This window comes from Ruminococcus flavefaciens (assembly GCF_900143025.1).
GTDB lineage: Bacteria > Bacillota > Clostridia > Oscillospirales > Ruminococcaceae > Ruminococcus > Ruminococcus flavefaciens_I.
In genome coordinates this window covers 84,454-102,064 of sequence record NZ_FRCT01000010.1, presented here as the reverse complement: position 1 = coordinate 102,064, position 17,611 = coordinate 84,454, and the positions used below count along the sequence as shown (strand labels likewise).

15 protein-coding genes are annotated in these 17,611 nt (G+C 44.8%); 6 read left to right on the top strand and 9 right to left on the bottom strand.

From position 1 onward, the window contains the following. Positions 1-4: 4 nt before the first annotated feature. From BUB28_RS11390 to BUB28_RS11350, 9 genes are all read right to left on the bottom strand, one after another. Positions 5-814 (bottom strand): hypothetical protein, encoded by an 810-nt coding sequence (locus BUB28_RS11390; RefSeq protein WP_072951522.1) that lies wholly within the window; start codon positions 812-814, stop codon positions 5-7. Between the two features lie 20 nt (positions 815-834). After that, entirely contained in the window at positions 835-2,424 is a 1,590-nt protein-coding gene (gene pilM / locus BUB28_RS11385; protein ID WP_072951521.1) for a pilus assembly protein PilM, read from the bottom strand. 16 nt (positions 2,425-2,440) lie between these two features. Further along, the gene (locus BUB28_RS11380; protein ID WP_072951519.1) at positions 2,441-3,640 is read right to left on the bottom strand and encodes a type II secretion system F family protein; all 1,200 of its coding nucleotides are present in this window, start codon (positions 3,638-3,640) and stop codon (positions 2,441-2,443) included. A gap of 533 nt (positions 3,641-4,173) precedes the next feature. Beyond that, positions 4,174-5,997 (bottom strand): excinuclease ABC subunit UvrC, encoded by a 1,824-nt coding sequence (gene uvrC, locus BUB28_RS11375; protein WP_072951517.1) that lies wholly within the window; start codon positions 5,995-5,997, stop codon positions 4,174-4,176. 114 nt (positions 5,998-6,111) lie between these two features. Continuing rightward, entirely contained in the window at positions 6,112-6,654 is a 543-nt protein-coding gene (locus tag BUB28_RS11370; protein WP_072951516.1) for a DUF5662 family protein, read from the bottom strand. 4 nt (positions 6,655-6,658) lie between these two features. Beyond that, positions 6,659-7,699 carry a LacI family DNA-binding transcriptional regulator gene (locus BUB28_RS11365; RefSeq protein WP_072951514.1) on the bottom strand — a complete coding sequence of 347 codons (1,041 nt, stop codon included), beginning with the start codon at positions 7,697-7,699 and terminating at the stop codon, positions 6,659-6,661. Between the two features lie 209 nt (positions 7,700-7,908). Beyond that, entirely contained in the window at positions 7,909-8,094 is a 186-nt protein-coding gene (locus BUB28_RS11360; protein WP_072951513.1) for a hypothetical protein, read from the bottom strand. A gap of 128 nt (positions 8,095-8,222) precedes the next feature. Further along, positions 8,223-9,314, bottom strand: coding sequence for a hypothetical protein (locus BUB28_RS11355; RefSeq protein ID WP_072951511.1), 1,092 nt, complete (start codon positions 9,312-9,314; stop codon positions 8,223-8,225). Positions 9,315-9,348: 34 nt separating this feature from the next. Then, positions 9,349-11,796: a hypothetical protein gene (locus BUB28_RS11350; RefSeq protein ID WP_072951509.1), complete on the bottom strand. Its 2,448-nt coding sequence runs from the start codon at positions 11,794-11,796 to the stop codon at positions 9,349-9,351. Positions 11,797-12,327: 531 nt separating this feature from the next. Between BUB28_RS11350 and BUB28_RS11345 the strand changes: the two genes are divergently transcribed. The 6 genes from BUB28_RS11345 to BUB28_RS11320 are packed head-to-tail and all read left to right on the top strand — an operon-like array spanning position 12,328 to position 17,604. After that, positions 12,328-13,344, top strand: a complete 1,017-nt coding sequence (locus tag BUB28_RS11345; RefSeq protein WP_072951508.1) for a glycosyltransferase family 2 protein — start codon at positions 12,328-12,330, stop codon at positions 13,342-13,344. A gap of 21 nt (positions 13,345-13,365) precedes the next feature. Continuing rightward, positions 13,366-14,505 (top strand): WG repeat-containing protein, encoded by a 1,140-nt coding sequence (locus BUB28_RS11340; RefSeq protein WP_072951506.1) that lies wholly within the window; start codon positions 13,366-13,368, stop codon positions 14,503-14,505. A gap of 12 nt (positions 14,506-14,517) precedes the next feature. Then, positions 14,518-15,732 carry a hypothetical protein gene (locus BUB28_RS11335; protein ID WP_072951505.1) on the top strand — a complete coding sequence of 405 codons (1,215 nt, stop codon included), beginning with the start codon at positions 14,518-14,520 and terminating at the stop codon, positions 15,730-15,732. 25 nt (positions 15,733-15,757) lie between these two features. After that, a complete protein-coding gene (gene purE, locus BUB28_RS11330) occupies positions 15,758-16,258 on the top strand; it encodes a 5-(carboxyamino)imidazole ribonucleotide mutase (RefSeq protein ID WP_072951503.1) in 501 nt (166 codons plus the stop codon). A gap of 42 nt (positions 16,259-16,300) precedes the next feature. After that, positions 16,301-16,957: a DUF4272 domain-containing protein gene (locus BUB28_RS11325; RefSeq protein ID WP_072951502.1), complete on the top strand. Its 657-nt coding sequence runs from the start codon at positions 16,301-16,303 to the stop codon at positions 16,955-16,957. Continuing rightward, positions 16,954-17,604 carry an HAD hydrolase-like protein gene (locus BUB28_RS11320; protein ID WP_072951500.1) on the top strand — a complete coding sequence of 217 codons (651 nt, stop codon included), beginning with the start codon at positions 16,954-16,956 and terminating at the stop codon, positions 17,602-17,604. The genes BUB28_RS11325 and BUB28_RS11320 overlap by 4 nt, the downstream gene beginning before the upstream one ends. Positions 17,605-17,611 lie beyond the last annotated feature (7 nt).

Genomic DNA, 17,611 nt, shown 5'->3' with positions numbered 1-17,611 from the left:
CATCTTAATTAGAAGAAGGAACTTCGTCAACATTTGGCTTTGACATGTCGAATACTGAATAAAGTGTAACAACGATCTTTACATCTGTTGCATTAGAAATCTTCTTACCATTTGCATCTACGGTTACTTCTTCGTCACTATCCTTTGAATCAGGAAGTGAAACATTTGCAGCCTTTGCGTCATTCTGACCAAAGCTTGAATCGCCCATTGTAACTGAGTTTATGGTTGCAGTCTTGTCAAACTTCTTGAGTTCTTCAAGGTAAGCCCATATAGCCTTCTTAGTACCGTGTACGCTGATACCGTACTGTGTCTGCATTATAGACTCCTTAGCTCTCTGTGATACGGCTGTATCAGCAGCAGTGAGCTGCTCATATTCCTTTTTGAGACTGCCGTCAATATCAGCTGCACTACGCATTTCTGCGAAGTTATCAGTCCTTGAATTGAAGTAGTAATCAATAGGACTAAGCTTAGCTTCCTGAAGCTCTACGCTCATAAGCTTAGCATTTGCCTTTTCAGCAAAGTCTCTCATGTATCTATCAATTACTACAGGATCCTGTACATCCTTTACAGGAACGAAGTTAGCTGTAATAGCTGTTGTATCCTCATAGATCTTTAAGATATCTTTCTTAAGACCTGGGATCTCAGCGATCTTAGCTCTGATCTCTTTTTCTGTCTTCTGGACATCTTTAAGAGTTTCCTTGTGAGCCTTTATATCCTTATACTTTGGTTTGATAAATGCAAAGAAACCAATCAGAAGGATTGTGATAGCTATAAGAATAGCAGCAATGATCTTATCTCTGTAATTAAGTTTCATTATTAGTTAGCCTCCTCTTCTTATTCTGCCTTATCGGATCCGTTATCCTGATCGCCCTTATAAGCACTCTTAAAGCCTGTCAGCTTAGCACTTGAAGAGAAGTTGATCCTCTCAACAGGCTCTTTGCCTTCTTCTTCGATCTTATTTACACGGTATCCGCCATAGCTTGAGCCGCAGAATAATGGATCTGCCAAAATATTAGCAACAAAATCCGCAGGAAGCTTCTGAGCTTTTTCATCTTTATTGATGTCACAATCTACTGTGAACTGAATTGTTCCGTCTGCATAACGTGCATTGGAGATAGTGAAGTTCTCGATCTTTTCCTTTTCACAAGTTTCCTTGAGCACCTTCTCAACCTCTTCATATGACTTACCTTCGATAACAGGCTTTGACAGATATGCATCATATGCATTGTTTACCTTTGTGTAATACGCATTTACCGAGCTCTTCATATCTATAAGATGCTGACGGTGGTTAAGCTCCTGTTCTGTCTTAGGTGAGTTGATGTACTCCTCGCACTTCTCGATATCGTTCTGAATGCCCTTATCTTTGAAGTGGAAGAATGCATATGTACCGCCTGCGATAACTACAGAACCGATAAGAGCTGCGATCATAGCAACGTTGCCTGAGCTTTCGTTTCTGATCTTGTTCTTAACAGCAGTACTGAAGTCAGTCTCAAGAAGATTGATCTTTTCGATCTCTCTGTTTCTCTTGAACATAGCACCGATTGCATTTGCATACAGTGAGAATTCAAGATTTTCATGTCCGTGGATCTGTGGTGGAACATTGATAAGGCTTGTTTTAAGATCAAGCTTTTCAAGCTCATCGGTAAGTCTTACATACTCGTGAGTATCGCCGTAGAAAATTACGTTCTCGATAGACTCGCCTGTGTTACGGCTTCTGTGGAACTGGAGCATACGGAAGATGTTCTCGTTAACGGCTTCAAATACGTAGTCGTCAGAGTAACCGTAGTCAGCAGCATCGATAGAAGCGAAACGTGAGAATGAAAGCTGTCCCTGCTCATAGAGGTTGAGAGAGATGAAGTTGTTGTCGATCTGTACAGCAAGGAGCGGCATCTTTGATCTGATCTTTGTATCAGCAAGAAGTACCTTTGTGATACAGTTACAGCCGATCATTACTGATCTGAGAGAAATACCAAGAAGCTTGAATGCCTCTCTGTAGCTGTTAACGATCTCATAAGGACAAGCTGTAGCAAGGATCTTGTATGAAGGCTCGCTTACCTCGCTGCTGTCTGCGTCACCAACTATGATGTATGATACACTGTATGAATCATCAAGATTGAGCTCTGCCTGCATCTGGAGCTTAACTGTCTTCTGAAGGTCCTGACCTCTGCCCTTTGCAACTGTCATTTCCTTGAAGATCGTAAGGTTTGAAGAAATCGAAACGATTGCTTCCTTATCAGGCATTCTGTGCATTTTAATAACGTTGTTTATAAGTGTTGCAACTGCTGGAACGTCCTTAACGTGTCCGTTAACGATAAGTCCCTCTTCAACATTTACTGTAGCAGCAGAATTAATCTTGATCTTTCCGTTGCCCTCAACGCCTCTAACTACTCGTATGTTTCTATCTGTAATATCAAATGAAAGCATTTATCTTTCCTCCTTATTAACCGTTTTCTATGCTCTCTAATGAGCCGTAAAGTGCAGGGTAAATACCGCACACAACCATTCCTATGATAAGGCCCATGAAAATAAGAAGGATAGGCTCTAACATACCAACAAGACGCTGAATGGCTGAATCTGATTCTTCTTCGTAGTAATCTGAACTCTTTTCGAGGATAGTATCAAGAGCACCTGACTCTTCACCAACATAGATTACAGAGCAGAACATAGGCTCAAATATCTCTGTACGTGTTATTGCTGATGAAAGGGGCTCGCCCTGTTTTACTTCGTCGATAACAGTTTCAAATTTTTCATCTACGTATGAATTTCCGAGAATTGCTGAAGCTCTCTGTAAGCACTCTACCATTGGAAGACCACTTGAGTAAAGTGAAGAAAGTGTTCTTGAAAATCTTCCTGTGTAGACCTTGGTTACAAGAGGACCAAATCCGGGTCCCTTGATAAGCATTCGGTCAACCTTTTTACGGAAGCTCGGAACCTTCAGTGCATATCTTATACCAAAGAAAGCGCCGGCAACTATGATAATAAGTACATACCATTTTGTCTTCAGGAAATCACTGATAGCAGCCAGTATCTTCGTGAGGAGAGGCATCTTACTCTTATCCTCGAACATATCGATAAATGTAGGCATGATAACAGTAAAGAGGAAGATAACGATTACAACACAGAGTACGAGAAGTATGATCGGGTAGATCATTGCGCCTCTGATCGTGTTTTTAAGCTTATTTTCCTTTGCGTAGTGATCTGACATTCGGGTCATGATGATATCCAGCGAACCGCTGCTCTCGCCCGCGCCGACCATGGAAATAAGAAAGTCAGGGAATGAACCTGCGTGCATTTCGAGAGTTGACGAGAAAGATTCACCCTTCTGTACGTTCTCGTAGATATCCTGCCATATTGCTCTCGCCTTTTCGTTCTCCTGCTCCTTGGTTAGGATATCGATGGCTTTTACAAGTGTCAGACCCGAAGTAAGCATAGCACTCAGCTGTCGGCAGCAGAAGTTAAGTTCCTTCGTGCTGAACTTGTAGATTGATTTTGCGTCACCTGAATCGCTTTCCTTATAATCCTTGACATATAAGCCCTTTTCCTTGGCTTTCTGTAAGAATTCCTGCTCATTTTCCGCATTGATGATTCCCTTGACCTGTCTGCTTCTTGCGTCCTGAGCTACATAGGAAAAACTCTTCATGAAACCACCTCCATAATTAATTACTTGTGATGAACGTTTCTCACTGCCTTAATAATAACAATTATAACATTTTAATAGTTACTTTTCAATCGCTTTTTTGACATAAATAATCAACCGTTTTTTATCAATATTTACCAAGAAATATACTCTCTGTAATACCGACTGCTATAAACGGTTAGTTTTTTACAAAAACACAATATCAAAGGCAGCCCAATATATGGTATATGCACACGTATACCAAACATTGTTAAACTTCCACAATAATTATATCACACTCACTTTTAAATTGCAACATATAAGCTCATATTTTCTGCTAATTTTTACAGAATTGTAAACTGCGGCAATTTGCATATTGCTAATTTAGTTATTTTGACCGTTATTATATAAAAACCTTGTATTCAGCGTCGAAAATCGGAAGGGTATTCTGTGGACAAGTTTACATTTTTTACTATATACACACCGAAATTGGACTGACCGCCTGCGTATACTATTATAATATAAGCATTTTTGAAATAATATTCCTGCCGATACTATCAAAGCCCCTGTATCGTTTTCCATAGCTCCGCTGCGGTGTCCATATTTACTCCCGCAGCCGCCGCAAGCTCCTCGGGAGTCGCATTGCGGAGATTGGTTATGGTCTTGTACTGCATAAACAGCTTCGCCGCCTTTTTTTCACCTATTCCCCGTACATTCAGAAGCTCGGAGCTGTAGGTCTTTTTCTTGTGGCGCGAGTGCATAAAGCTTACGGAATAGCGATGTACTTCGTCCTGTATACGCGTAACAAGGTCGAATACGGATCTCAGATTATTTATCTGTATTTCCCTGCCGCCCGTTGCGATAGCTCTGGTGCGATGCTTATCGTCCTTGACCATGCCGAACAATGGGATATCCAGCCCCAATTCACGCAGTAGAGGCGCAACTGCGTTCACATGACCTTTTCCGCCGTCAAGGAGTATCAGATCGGGCTTTCTGGTGAAATACTCATCCCCCTCGCCTGTTACGATGTGCATGAGCCGCCTTTTGAGTACCTCATGCATACTGCCGTAGTCGTTCTGGAACTGCTGTTCCTTTACGGTAAAGCGTTTGTACGCCTTTTTAAGCGGTCTGCCGTCCTCAAAAACCACCATTCCCGCAACCATTGACTCCGATGACAGGTTTGAAATGTCATAGGCTTCGATATATCTGGGCGGCTTGGAAAGTCCGAGACTCTGCCCCAGCTGCTCAAGAGCGATGACCTCTTTTCCCGTGCGGTCATTCTTTATAGCGGCATACTCTGCACTGTTATTTTTTGCCAGCTTCAGCAGTTCCAGCTGTCTGCCCTTCTGCGGCACATGGAGCCTGACCTTATGCTGAGTCTGCTCCTCCAGCATCTCCGTCAGCAGCTCGCTGTCCTCGGGAATGTGGTCAACTATCACCGAACGCGGTATATCGGGCTTTTTGTAGTAGAATTGCAGCATGAAATGGCTGAGTATGTCTTCGTCCTTATCGGGAAGCGGAAGCTCAAATACAGCCTTATCAAAAAGCCTGTCCTCGCGGTACATGAGCACGGAAATATAAAGCCCGTCGTAAAATTCAGCAATGCCTATAACGTCAGCGGACTCGACTCCGCTGTTTATTATCTTCTGCTTTTCGGAAGCCTTTTTCACTGCCGCTATCCTGTCACGGAGCATTGCTGCTTTCTCGAATTGAAGCTCCTCGGCAGCTCTGTTCATCTCCTCCTCCATGCGTTCCACAGACTCGGCACTTCCGCTTTTGATGAACTCTATCGCCTGCTCTACTGCGCTGCGGTAGTCCTCGGCACTTATCCTGCCCCTGCAAACTCCCATGCACTGCTTTATATGGTAATTCAGACAGGGACGGGATTTGCCGAAATCCTGCGGGAATTTACGCTTACAGGTGGGCAGCATGAACACGCGGTTAGCTTCGTTGACGGCTTCCTTTGTGATAGCTCCGCTGGTATAAGGTCCAAGATATCTGCCGCTCTGTTTTGTGTTTTTTTCGTTGGTTATACGAGGGTACTCCTCATCTGAAATACGAATATAATGATATCCCTTGTCGTCCTTCAGAAGGATATTGTATTTCGGCTTGTGCTGCTTGATAAGACTGCATTCCAGAAGAAGCGCCTCGAACTCGCTGTCTGTGACGATAAAATCATAGTCGTACACATTTGATACCATAGCTGCGACCTTTGGAGTATGGTCGGGATTTTCGCGGAAGTAGCTGCTGACACGGTTATGAAGGTTCTTAGCCTTGCCGATGTAGATTATAGAGCTGTCCCTTCGGCGCATGATATACACCCCCGGAGACGAGGTGAGCTTCGAGGTCTTTTCGCGTAAATATGGTAATCTGGTATTCATGTATCCTCCTTTCTTGAAAATGCAGAGGACGACCATCGGTCGTCCATGTTTACCATAATATTATGGATCGTTCAACAAGCGGAGCATACCTGCTCATAAAAGCTGCTGCGCCTCTTAACGACGGCTTTTTCTGACCTGTCTGCGGATATAGCGGAACACCTCGTCCTCGCCCTTGTCACGCAGCATCGTCAGCAGAAACTCCAGCTTTGCCGCAGTCGTCTTTTCAATTATCCTCTTAGGCTTCGCTCTGAGGAAATACTCCAGCGGCATCGAATTATTGTACTTTTCCTTGTTATATATCTTTGAAGCTGCCACACGGTCACAGAACATCTCAAAAATGAAGATATCAGGCATTTTCACAGGCTCCATACGCTTTGTTTCGGGATTATAGTCCGTCCAGTATTCAAAATGATGACGATTGCGTCCTTTGTGATGCATCCACGCCCTTGAACAGCCGTAGACCTCTCTTTCGCGCTCATTAGGACTGCGGTTGCCCTGAAAATACATCACCCCCGGAATAAACTCAGTTGGCGAGAATTTCGACAGATCGTGGACAAATCCGCGCCACGGTATGCCTGCTTTCACGCAGTTTATAAATACCTGATGTCTGTGCTGCTGAACAGTCTTAAAATGGCCTATAAAGTTACGGAGTATCATTCTGTCACTCCCTGTTGTAGCTGCCGCTTATATCGAGTACACTGTCTTTCTCGATAAGCCTTCCGCTTATAATGCGTGTACCCTCGCTGTATGTGGGGTCAGATAGCTTCCTTGCCATGATTTCCACAGATACCTCAGCCATTTTTGCAAGGTCAACTTCCACTGTTGTTATAGTCGGAATACATATACTTGATACTGTATAATTGTCATATCCTACAACACTGATATCATCGGGAACACGTACACCCTTAGTTTTAAGAGCGGATATTACGCGAAATGCTGTCTCGTCGCAGTTGCATACGAAAGCGGTGGGCATATCAGCAGGAAAATCTATTTTTTCATTGAGTATTCCCTTTTCGTTTCTGTCACCGATTAACCATTCTATGCGGTATTCAAGCTCATTTTCCATAACGCACTTGAGATATCCGAGATATCTGTCATTGATACTGCTGGTAGCGTTAAGGGTACCGAAAAAGCCTATCTTGCGATGTCCCTTGGAAACAAGATAGTCCGTAATCATATATCCGCCGTTGAAGCTGTCGGATATGACTGAATCAACATGATATCGGTTATCATAGAAATCCACGAATATAAGCGGTATAGTCAGCTTGCTCAATATCTCTATGTAGCTTCTGTGTACCTGTCCGATAACTATAACACCGTCAACCTTACCGTCAACGATCATATTCGGCAGTATACCGTCCTTTTCGTTGTCAGCAGATATACATTCGTATACTGTGCAGACATTTATCTGCGAAAGCTGGTTAGAGATGCTCGCTGTAAGCTCCCAATAAAATGTACCTCTCGCACCGACGAAACGCTCAGACGTAAGAATACCCACATTTTTGCTCACCTTCGGTATGGACATACGTCTTTTCTCGCTCTTGGTATTTGAAGGCTTATAGCCCATTTTTTCGGCAGTTTCGCAGATCCTCTTGCGCATCTGCTCGCTTACTCCATCACGGCCTGCCAGTGCATTAGAGACCGTTACGACGCTGACGCCAAGCTTTGTGGCAATATCCAGCATCTTTACTCCGTTTTTCATAAGACTCCCCCTTCTGTTAAGCTGTCAGAAAGTTTTCTAAGGCATATAGCCTATCGTATCTATATTACGAATTAAATTAACATTGACTATTATACCATGCTTTAAGTAATAAATAAAGTAGTTTTACAAATTTTGGAACATATGTCAAAATCATCATATTTTTATTGTACATAATAGCGAAACTGCGGAGAAAAACTCCGCAGTTATCCTTATTTTTCGTCTTTATTTCCCCCGTATTCGGACAGGTGCGGGTACATTTCATCGTATGAGTCACGCTGAACGCTGTCCTCTGCGGCAACGGGAATATGTCCCGTCATGTCTCCCCACGAAGCCGAAGGGCAAATATACTCCTCTTTTTCGGGTTCAGGTACGGGAATTTTCTTTTTTCTGCTCATTTTATCATCTCCCGCAGCTATTATCTGCATAAAAACAATGATTATTCATGGCAAAAAAAATTGCCCCGACACGGTAAAATACCGCATCGGGACAATTCTGTATATTACACCATTATGAAACGTCTTGTTCATTCTTCGGGTGAATTATTCACCGTCTGAGTTATGTCAGGCTTTTCATCTGCTTCATCTTCACCTGTTTTAGTCATACGTGCATCAGGTTCATATTTAAGGATAACCTTCTTTATCTCTTCATCGCGCGTAAGATTATAAGTAAGCTTCAACGCTTTAAGAGCATTAGGTATATCCTTATCCATGAGGTAATTCGCCGAAAGCTGAGCAGCAACGGATACAACGTCCTCATTCGGACCGTAAGGGATATCGTACTTCTTCATAGCCGCATTTATCTCTGCCTGAGTAGGCGGCTTTATAGGACTTCCCTTGCGTTCTGCAACATCTCTGAGCTCATATGGAATGGCAGGGTGCGGAGCAAAGATAAGGCTTGCCGACAGGAACGCTACTGCGTCATCGTATTCGCCTAAATCAGTAAGTGCATAGCCCACATTTGCATAGCATCTTGCTATTGCAACAGGTGAAGCAGCTACTTCAAGAGTCTCCTTAGTGGTCTCTATAAGCATTCTCTTGTTTTTAAGAAGCTTATAGACCTCTGCAAGCTCGAATCTCGGGTTGCAGTCAAGGGGATTATACTCGATAGCCTTTTCAAGTACAGGTATGGCATCAAGAGGCGAGCCCGTCTCTACAAGGAGATATGCATATGTAGTGATATATGCCGGGAAATCGAAAGGAGTGCGGTTGAGCACCTTCTGATCCTTCTTGTATTTGAGCTGATACAGATTATCCTCAAAGGGATTTCTGAGTGAGACAAATCTTGCCTCCTCGCCCTCTCTGTAATCAATGATTATTTTCTTGTAAAGACGCTCTGCAAGCGACTTGGCTTCTGTCGTATTCTTCTCATTTATGAGCTTTACGATCTTATTCTGCATCTCGTCGAGGCGCAGACCGTCGATATGAGTAAGTCTCTCGACCTCCTCCTTCTGATCCTGTGGCATTATTTCCACAAGGAGCATTGTAGCGGCATTCATGCCCTCTACGTTGCCCTCCTTGGCAAAGCGCTCTGCTTCGCCGCGAAGGAATTTAGTATTTTGCTCGGGAGAGCCTGTGAGCTTTGCTCTCAGCTCTTCGAGGAGCTTGTTTTCTGCCATTGGTTTTCCTCATTTCATCGCAAGTTCTTTATGATCAGAAGCCTCTCTTGGACATTTCCTTCTTGAACTTAGCGTCGATCTTATCCTGCTTCTTCTTAGCCTTGAGCTCTGCCTTTGTCATATAGCGGGCATCATTCATTGAAGATGACTGCTGTCTCGGAGCTGAGCTGCCTCTGTAGCTGTTCTTCTGAGGAGCCTTGTATTCATCGAATACAGGAACGTTCTGCTGTGCCTGAGCCTTTGCCTGCATCTGTCTCTTTGCAGACTCATCTCCCATCGTGGAAAGAACGTCCTCAACAGATGTAAGAACAGGGCTGTTAGCCTTGAGACCCTGTGTCTCGATAAGGTTCTTGTCAGCATAGTCCTTTGAGCTTGCGATAGCGTTGATGAATGCCTGTGAAGTAGACTTGCTGTGTGGATTTACAGCGATCTTTGAGATGTTTGCAGATGGGATTCCGCTCTGCTGAACAGGCTTTCTCGGAACAGGCGACTTTACAGGAGCCTGCTGTACAGGTGCTACAGGTCTCTGAACGCCCTGCTGTACGGGAGCAACAGGTCTCTGAGCCTGAACGCCCTGCTGTACAGGAGCTGCAGCTGCTCTCTGAGCCTGTGCTGCTGTCTGCTGAGCAGGAGCTGCCGGTCTCTGAGCCTGACCTGCCTGTGGTGCTCCTACAGGAACATATACAGGCTGACCGTTCTGGTCGCGTCCTACGAGCTTCATCTGAACATACTTGTATACAGGCTGATTGTTTGCGTCATAGCCTGCAAGCTGAGGCACCTTTATTATCTGAGGCTGCTGTGCCTGCTGTTTTGGCTGCTCTGCCTCGTTTGTATTTGCACCTGCGCCCGGTGCTACATAATTATAATCACTCATAATATTATCATACTCCTCTTCTGCCATTAAAGGCTCATTAAATGTTTGTGAGGAAATATCCTCGATCACCGATCCGCCTGCATCGCCAAGTACAGGCATATCATCAAGCATCGGTGCTGTCAGATCCTCTGCGGCTGAGATATCATCGATTATCGGTGCAGCTGCATGACCTGCTGCGGGTATTTCGTCAAATGCTGGAACTGCAATATCTTCAACTGTCGGTACGGCACCTGGAGCAGCTGTTTCCTGCACCATTGATATGTCATCGATAACAGGTGCATTTCCGACGGTAGAGATCTCGTCGAAAGCAGGAGCTCCGATATTCTCGGCGGAAGGTATTGCTTCTGGAATAGGTGCTGATATATCATCTATAGCAGGGATATCAAGCTCTTCCATTTCCTTCGGCATATTCTCATCATACTGAGGATAAACGGGAGCTGATACAGGGACACCCTGCTGGATAGTCTCGTCATAACCGTACATCTGGTCTGCATTGTAATATTCTGCGCCCTGTAAGGACTCGGCAGGATATACCATATCAGGCTGGATATACTGTGCATCTGGCTGTATGTACTGCTGAGCAGGATCAATATACGGCTGAACTATCTGTCCGTCCTCTGTGTAGTAAACAGGCTGATCGCCGCCGTAGACAGGCTGCTCGTAAACAGGCTGACCGTAAGGGGGCTGACCGTATACAGGTTCCTGAGCATTGTTATTGTCTATAGAGAACATCTGCATGATATCCTCTTCGCCCTGACCCTGCATCGGCTGTTCGGGCTGACTGTAAACAGGAGCAGGCTGTACAGGCTGCTGATTGTAATTAAAGTCAAGACCGTCCATTTCTTCGGGCTCTGTACCGTAATTTACAGGTGCAGGCTCACCGCCGGGCAGTGTCGAATTCTGAGGTGCAGGTATTGCGAACTGTGCAAGAAAATCGTCCTCGGGAGCTACCGTATTGTCCTGAACGGGAGCTGCCTCGGCATCAGGCTTCTGGATAGCGAACTGAGCGAGGAAATCGTCCTCCTCCGCTGCTGCCGCAGCAGGGGCATTTTCTTCTTCATGCGGTACATTTATTGCAAACTGTGCAAGACTTTCGTCCATAGGTATCCCTGTTCCGGGGATATTGCCTGCGGGTGCTTTGTCCTCGGGCTGAGCATTATTCTGAGCGGGAGTATTGTAATACTCGATCGCTTCCTGTGCAGCCTCTTCCTCTGCCTTCCTCTTGGCTTCTGCGGCAGCTCTTGCCTCGGCAGCAGCCTTTTGTCTTGCCTCTTCTTCTTTTCTTCTCGCATCGGGATCCTTTGTGATCCTTGCAGTAGTATTTCCCAGCGGAACGATGCCCTCATCGCCGTAACCAAGCTTTTCACGCTTCTTCTCTTCCTTGAGAAGGAGTGCCATTTCTTTTTTATCAGCCTTTATGAGCTTTTTGGCAAGACTTGCCTTACATTTCTCACAGGTGATCTCTTTAAGGTCTGTCATTCTTGAAGTTCTGTGGAAACGGGTCACATTTTCCGGCTTCAGAAGGTTAATTCCACAGCCGGTCTTCTTATCGTTATCAGTACCGTGAACGACCTTATCATACGAAGAAGTTACCAGTGTTATATCCATAGTCCTCTCCCAACCGCAGACAACTGCAGCCTCCGCTTTACGGCAGCGGACCGCCGATTTCCCAGATCGCGGCAGACTTTCCGCGAAAAACAGCAAAACTGCCGCGAAACCTGCATGATGCGAACAACTATACAAGTATATTATACATGATACTTTGAAAAAAATCAACACTTTCTAAAAAAATGACGCAGCAAATTATACCCAATTTAAAATTTTCGGTGAAAATAACAAATCGTTATTGATTTTTTTGTCAAAATTCTCCTACACTGTTTAAGTTAAATTAGGTAATGGGGATAATGCTCATTTTATCAAAAAATATCACCGCATATACGCCGAAAAATCGTTTTCCTAACAGATAGACCAAAATAATAGCCCTTGTCGGCTATTATTTTACATAGACGTAAAAAATTATTAAATCCTGCAATTTGCTCTTGCATTATCAGTGATTTTGTTGTATTATTAATAGTGTATTGGCAGATAAAAAAACTCTTTTTATGAGCCGATTAAGCTTCTTTTGAAGGAGGAAAAAACGTGAAGCTCGTTTCAGTAGTAGTTCCGTGCTATAATGAGCAGGAGGTTCTCCCCATGTTTTATGAGGAGATCACAAAGGTAACAGGTCAGATGTCCAGGGACAATCCCGAGCTTACCTTTGAGTATCTGTTCATCAATGACGGATCAAAGGATACAACACTTGACATATTGCGTTCCCTCGCAGACAGGGACAAACGTGTAAGATATATTTCATTTTCCCGTAATTTCGGTAAGGAATCGGGTATGTACGCAGGTCTGAAAAACGCAAAGGGCGACTATGTTGTCGTTATGGACGCAGACCTTCAGCATCCGCCGTCATTCCTGCCTCAGATGTACAGTTATGTAAAGGACGGCGAGTTCGACTGTGCTACTACCCGCCGTGTCAGCAGAAAGGGCGAATCAAAGGTACGCTCATGGTTCGCAAGACTTTTCTACAGGATAATGAACAAGATCTCTCAGACAGAGATCGTTGACGGCGCACAGGACTTCCGCTTCATGACAAGACAGATGGTGGACGCTATCCTTGACATGACGGAATACAACCGTTTCTCAAAAGGAATTTTCAGCTGGGTAGGTTTCAATACCCGATACATAGAATACGAAAACGTTGAACGACCCGCAGGTACTTCCTCATGGTCGTTCTGGGGATTGTTCAAATACTCCCTCGAAGGTATCATGGCTTTCTCAACAGCTCCGCTGGCTATAGCCTCACTGCTGGGAATACTCACCTGCTTTATCGCGTTCATACTCATCGTTATCACGATCATCCGCTCAATATTCGGCTGGCTGGACGCTCCCGACGGATACCCCACACTGCTCTGCCTTATATTCCTTTTCAGCGGATTACAGCTCTTCAGCGTCGGTATCGTCGGACAGTATCTCTCAAAGACATACCTCGAAGCCAAGAACCGTCCTATATATATAACCAAGGAAACAGAGGACATCTACAGAAAACGCAAGGCTGAACAGCAGAACAACGCCCCGAAGTCAGAGAAATCTGACGATGAGAGCAAATGATCCCGAGGAGGTGCGGAGACATTGACTAAGCATATGAGACTTGTAGTCTCCGTACTGTTTATCGTTATTATAGTCCTCGCTGTGGCTATCACCCGTTTCTATTCAAATGCCAATCCTGCTACGGAGCTGAGCGGAACTCAGCCTGCTGTTGCAAAAAAACTGGAGCCGGCTCACGCAGGCAACCACATTTTTACCGACAGCGCAGGTCATTACGGTATGATCGACAGCAATGAACGTGTTATCGTGTATCCCGAATGGCAGGAGATAGAATTCACAGACAGCGACCTGTGCATCGCTTCAAAGCAGATGCGCGGAAAAAAGCTTATGGGCTGTATAGACTATGAGGGCAATATTTCCGTGCCCTTCGTGTATTCACAAATAGAAGCCCTGAAGTTCCCTGCACGTACATTATACGCTGCAAGATCGGCTGATAATAACACCTATGTGATATATGACCAGAACTTCAATCCCTGCTTTTCAAACCCATGGACTTCTTACGAAAAATACGATACCGAAGATAAGGAAAACATAATCAATAAAAAAAGCAGCGACAAAAGCACCGACAAAAACGAACTGATCCTGAAAACCCAAAAGGGAGAGTACAGCTATACCGTTACCGCAGGTGACCTTATTTTAAGGAATGCTTCCGTAAACTGCAAGGCAATGGATTGCTCCTGTAATATCGAGGTCACAAACAAGTATCTGCTTTCCGACCTGAGTGTTTCCACACTCGAAAAAATGAGCAATGCCGTCGAAAAGTATCTCGAATACGCCTTTACTGGCGACAGCAGCCTGCTTTCGGATATCGGCGCGGAACCGTCAGCGGTTTTCCTTACACTTTTTCCGCAGGATCACTCTGTTATATCAAAAAAGCTTATGAAGCTGTCAGAGCTGTCGGTATATAACGCTACCTCAGATGACGGCATCAGTCATTACAAGGTTTATATAACCGCTAATATATCTGCAAACTATAAGGGCGCAGATAAAAAGGCACAGTATTCCAGAGCCGATTACAAGGCTGTTGTGGAATTCACCTACGCTCCCGAAAAGGGGCTCCGTGTTATCTCGGGCAATTTTATTCCCAATGAGCTTTCTTATCCTATCAAAGCGGCTGAATCAAAACAGCCGGCAGAGGCAAACAGCGATCAGCAGGCTCACTGAGGGAGGTAATGTATGAAGAAAAAAACTGCTCTTTTATGCGCACTTATAATGCTTCTCACAACTGCCTGCGGAAGTATGGATAATTCCAGCGAAACAGACGAGGAGATCACCACTGCTTCCGAAGAAGAAACAACCGCAGAAGCTGAAACCGAAGAAAATACCGAAGTATCCGATAAGCTCGGTACAGAATTCAGAATATTCCCCGATATATCACTTGGCATGACCGAGGAAGAGTTACAGGCTGTTATCGGTGACGATTACGGGCGCAAGGCTGAAAAATTCCTTGATAACGGTCCTGAGCTCATATATTATACAGTTCCCTTTGAAAGTGTTCCTTACCTTGATACGGATATGGAGGGCTATGAGTTTTTCACATTCATTCCCGACGGCGAGCTTATAAGCATGGGATATAATTTCGGAGTCAAGGACAAAAATGATACTCCTTCAAAGGAACATTCCGAGGAAGAGATAAAGGCTGTTTATGATAAGCTTTTCGAGCAGGTGCATAAGCACTACGGTGACCATTATGATTCTGACGATAAGCAAGAAAACTGCATAGGTAATGTCAGCTGGAACAATGCTTTCGGATATCTTAACCTTTCAGCCTTCCATTATCCCGACAGCGGAACAGGAAAAGTCACTCTCTCGGTATCGGGCGATGACTTCATGACAAAGATACTGGCTGCTGCTAAAGAAAAAACAACAGTATCCGATGATCTGTCGGAGTCGGATATAATTGCAGAAGGCAGTCTGTTTTCCGAATTGAATAAAGGCGTTAAAAAATCCGAGGCTTTTTCCCTTATAGGAAAGGAACCTGCTACCTCCGAGGAAAGAGGCAGCACTTCGTTCTATGAATGGAATTTTGACAAGGACGATGCCTTTGGTACAGAGCTTCCTTTTTCACTTTATATCGAATTTAACGATGGTAAAGACATCATACTTTCATACGGATACGAGCTTGGAGTGCAGCACGTTGACGGAAATATTGATTATTATGATGTTCGCTGCGATTTCGACGATATCGACAGACCGTTCCATAATATTGCCGCTAAATTCAAAGCCGTATACGGTGAACCGCAAAACGACTCGGGCGAAACAGATAATATCTATATATGGAATAATTCCGGTATAGTAATGTTCCTTATGGTGACCCCACGGGAAGAAAATTATCCCGCCGAAGAGCAAAACAACGATACCTTCATGTGTATTGCAAGATCATATGAATAAAAATAAAGAAACGGAGAAATGAAAAATGGCTAAAAAAGTTGCAGTTATCATGGGAAGCGACAGCGACTTCCCTGTTGTAAAATCAGCTCTTACAGAGCTCAAGAAGTACGGCGTTGAATTTGAATGCCGCGTAATGAGTGCGCACAGAACTCCCGCTGAGGCTGCTGACTTTGCTTCAAACGCAAAGGCTAACGGCTTCGGAGCTATCATATGCGCCGCAGGTATGGCTGCTCACCTTGCAGGTGTTGTTGCAGGTCATACAACACTTCCCGTTATCGGTATCCCCATGAAGTCAAAGGCACTTGAAGGCGTTGACGCTCTCCTTGCTACAGTAATGATGCCTCCGGGAGTACCTGTTGCTACAGTTGGCATTGACGGTGCAAAGAATGCGGCTGTACTTGCTGTACAGATGCTTGCTATCGCCGATGATGAGCTTGCTGCAAAGCTTGCTGCCGAGAAGAAGGCAATGGCTGACGGCGTTATCGCCAAGGACAAAGCCCTTCAGGAGCAGATCGCAGCACTCTGATATAAACCCAATACCACCACTTTCCCCTAAAGGAGGTAAATCATGACACCTTCAGAAAGAAAAGAACGCTCAGAAAAGATATTAAAGAAAAAGGGAATTGGCATAAACAAAAACCTTCCTCTCATCGAGGACGCTTCTCAGGTAAAGCTCAGAAGCCTTGACGATATATGCAAGAGAGCCATAGCTGCTCTGCTCTGCACTCAGATAGGTATAGAGCTTGGCGAGAACAAAACAGATGAGACAGACATCTTTGTAAACCTTATAAAGCACTTCGGTGTTGAGGACTGCCTCAATGCAAAGGAGCAGAAGGTCGTAAACGGCAAGGGCTCTCAGCAGGATATCACAGATGTCGTATGGGAGTACGAGTGCTACTGGTCACTGTTATGGGCAGTTGGACTTGTTGAGGATATCACCGATGCAAGCAGCATATGCGACTGCACAGCGGCTATCCGCGCAGTTTCTCAGTGTGAGGACTTCGACGATTTCAAGAGCAGATGCTCTCTCAGAAGCACAGACGAGATACTTGATATGCTTGATCTCTATTACCGTTATCACTGGGCTGTGGTACAGAATGAACATATCGACAAAAAATGTCCTATAGGCGACCTTGAAGGCGATGTGGTATTCGAGCGCAGACGCGGTCTCGAATGGCTTATTTCCGATAAGGACGACTGGCACGACATCGAACTGCACACATGACAGATAATTTTGATACATTGCTTTTCGACCTTGACGGCACTCTTACCGACTCTACCGAGGGCATACTTAAATGTATGGAACACGCTCTCGTAACAATGGGCTATGAAGTCCCCGAGGATACAAATAAATTTCTCGGACCGCCGCTGTATCAGTCATTCGCTGAGTTCTGCGGCATGAACGAAGCGCAGGTAAACGAGGCTGTAAGGATATTCCGCGAACGTTACTCTGTAACAGGACTTTTCGAGAACCGCGTTTACGACGGTATCCCCGAAATGCTGGAAAGACTGAAGAACGCAGGCAAAAGGCTTATGGTAGCCACAAGCAAGCCTGAGGTATACGCAGTCCGCATTTTTGAAAGGTTCGGACTTTCTCAGTTCTTTGAAATAGTAGGCGGTGCCAATATCAACGGTACCCGCAACTATAAGGACGAGGTAATTGAATATGTCCTCGCTCAGGCAGGTATCACCGACAGGAGCCGTGTGCTTATGATTGGCGACCGTAAACAGGACGTTGAAGGCGCCCACAAAACAGGTCTGAAATGTATGGGTATCCTCTGGGGCTACGGCTCGATAGAGGAGCTCAACGGAGCAGGGGCTGACTTCATAGCAGAAACGCCGGTCAAAGCGGCAGATATGCTGCTGAAATAAAAAATAA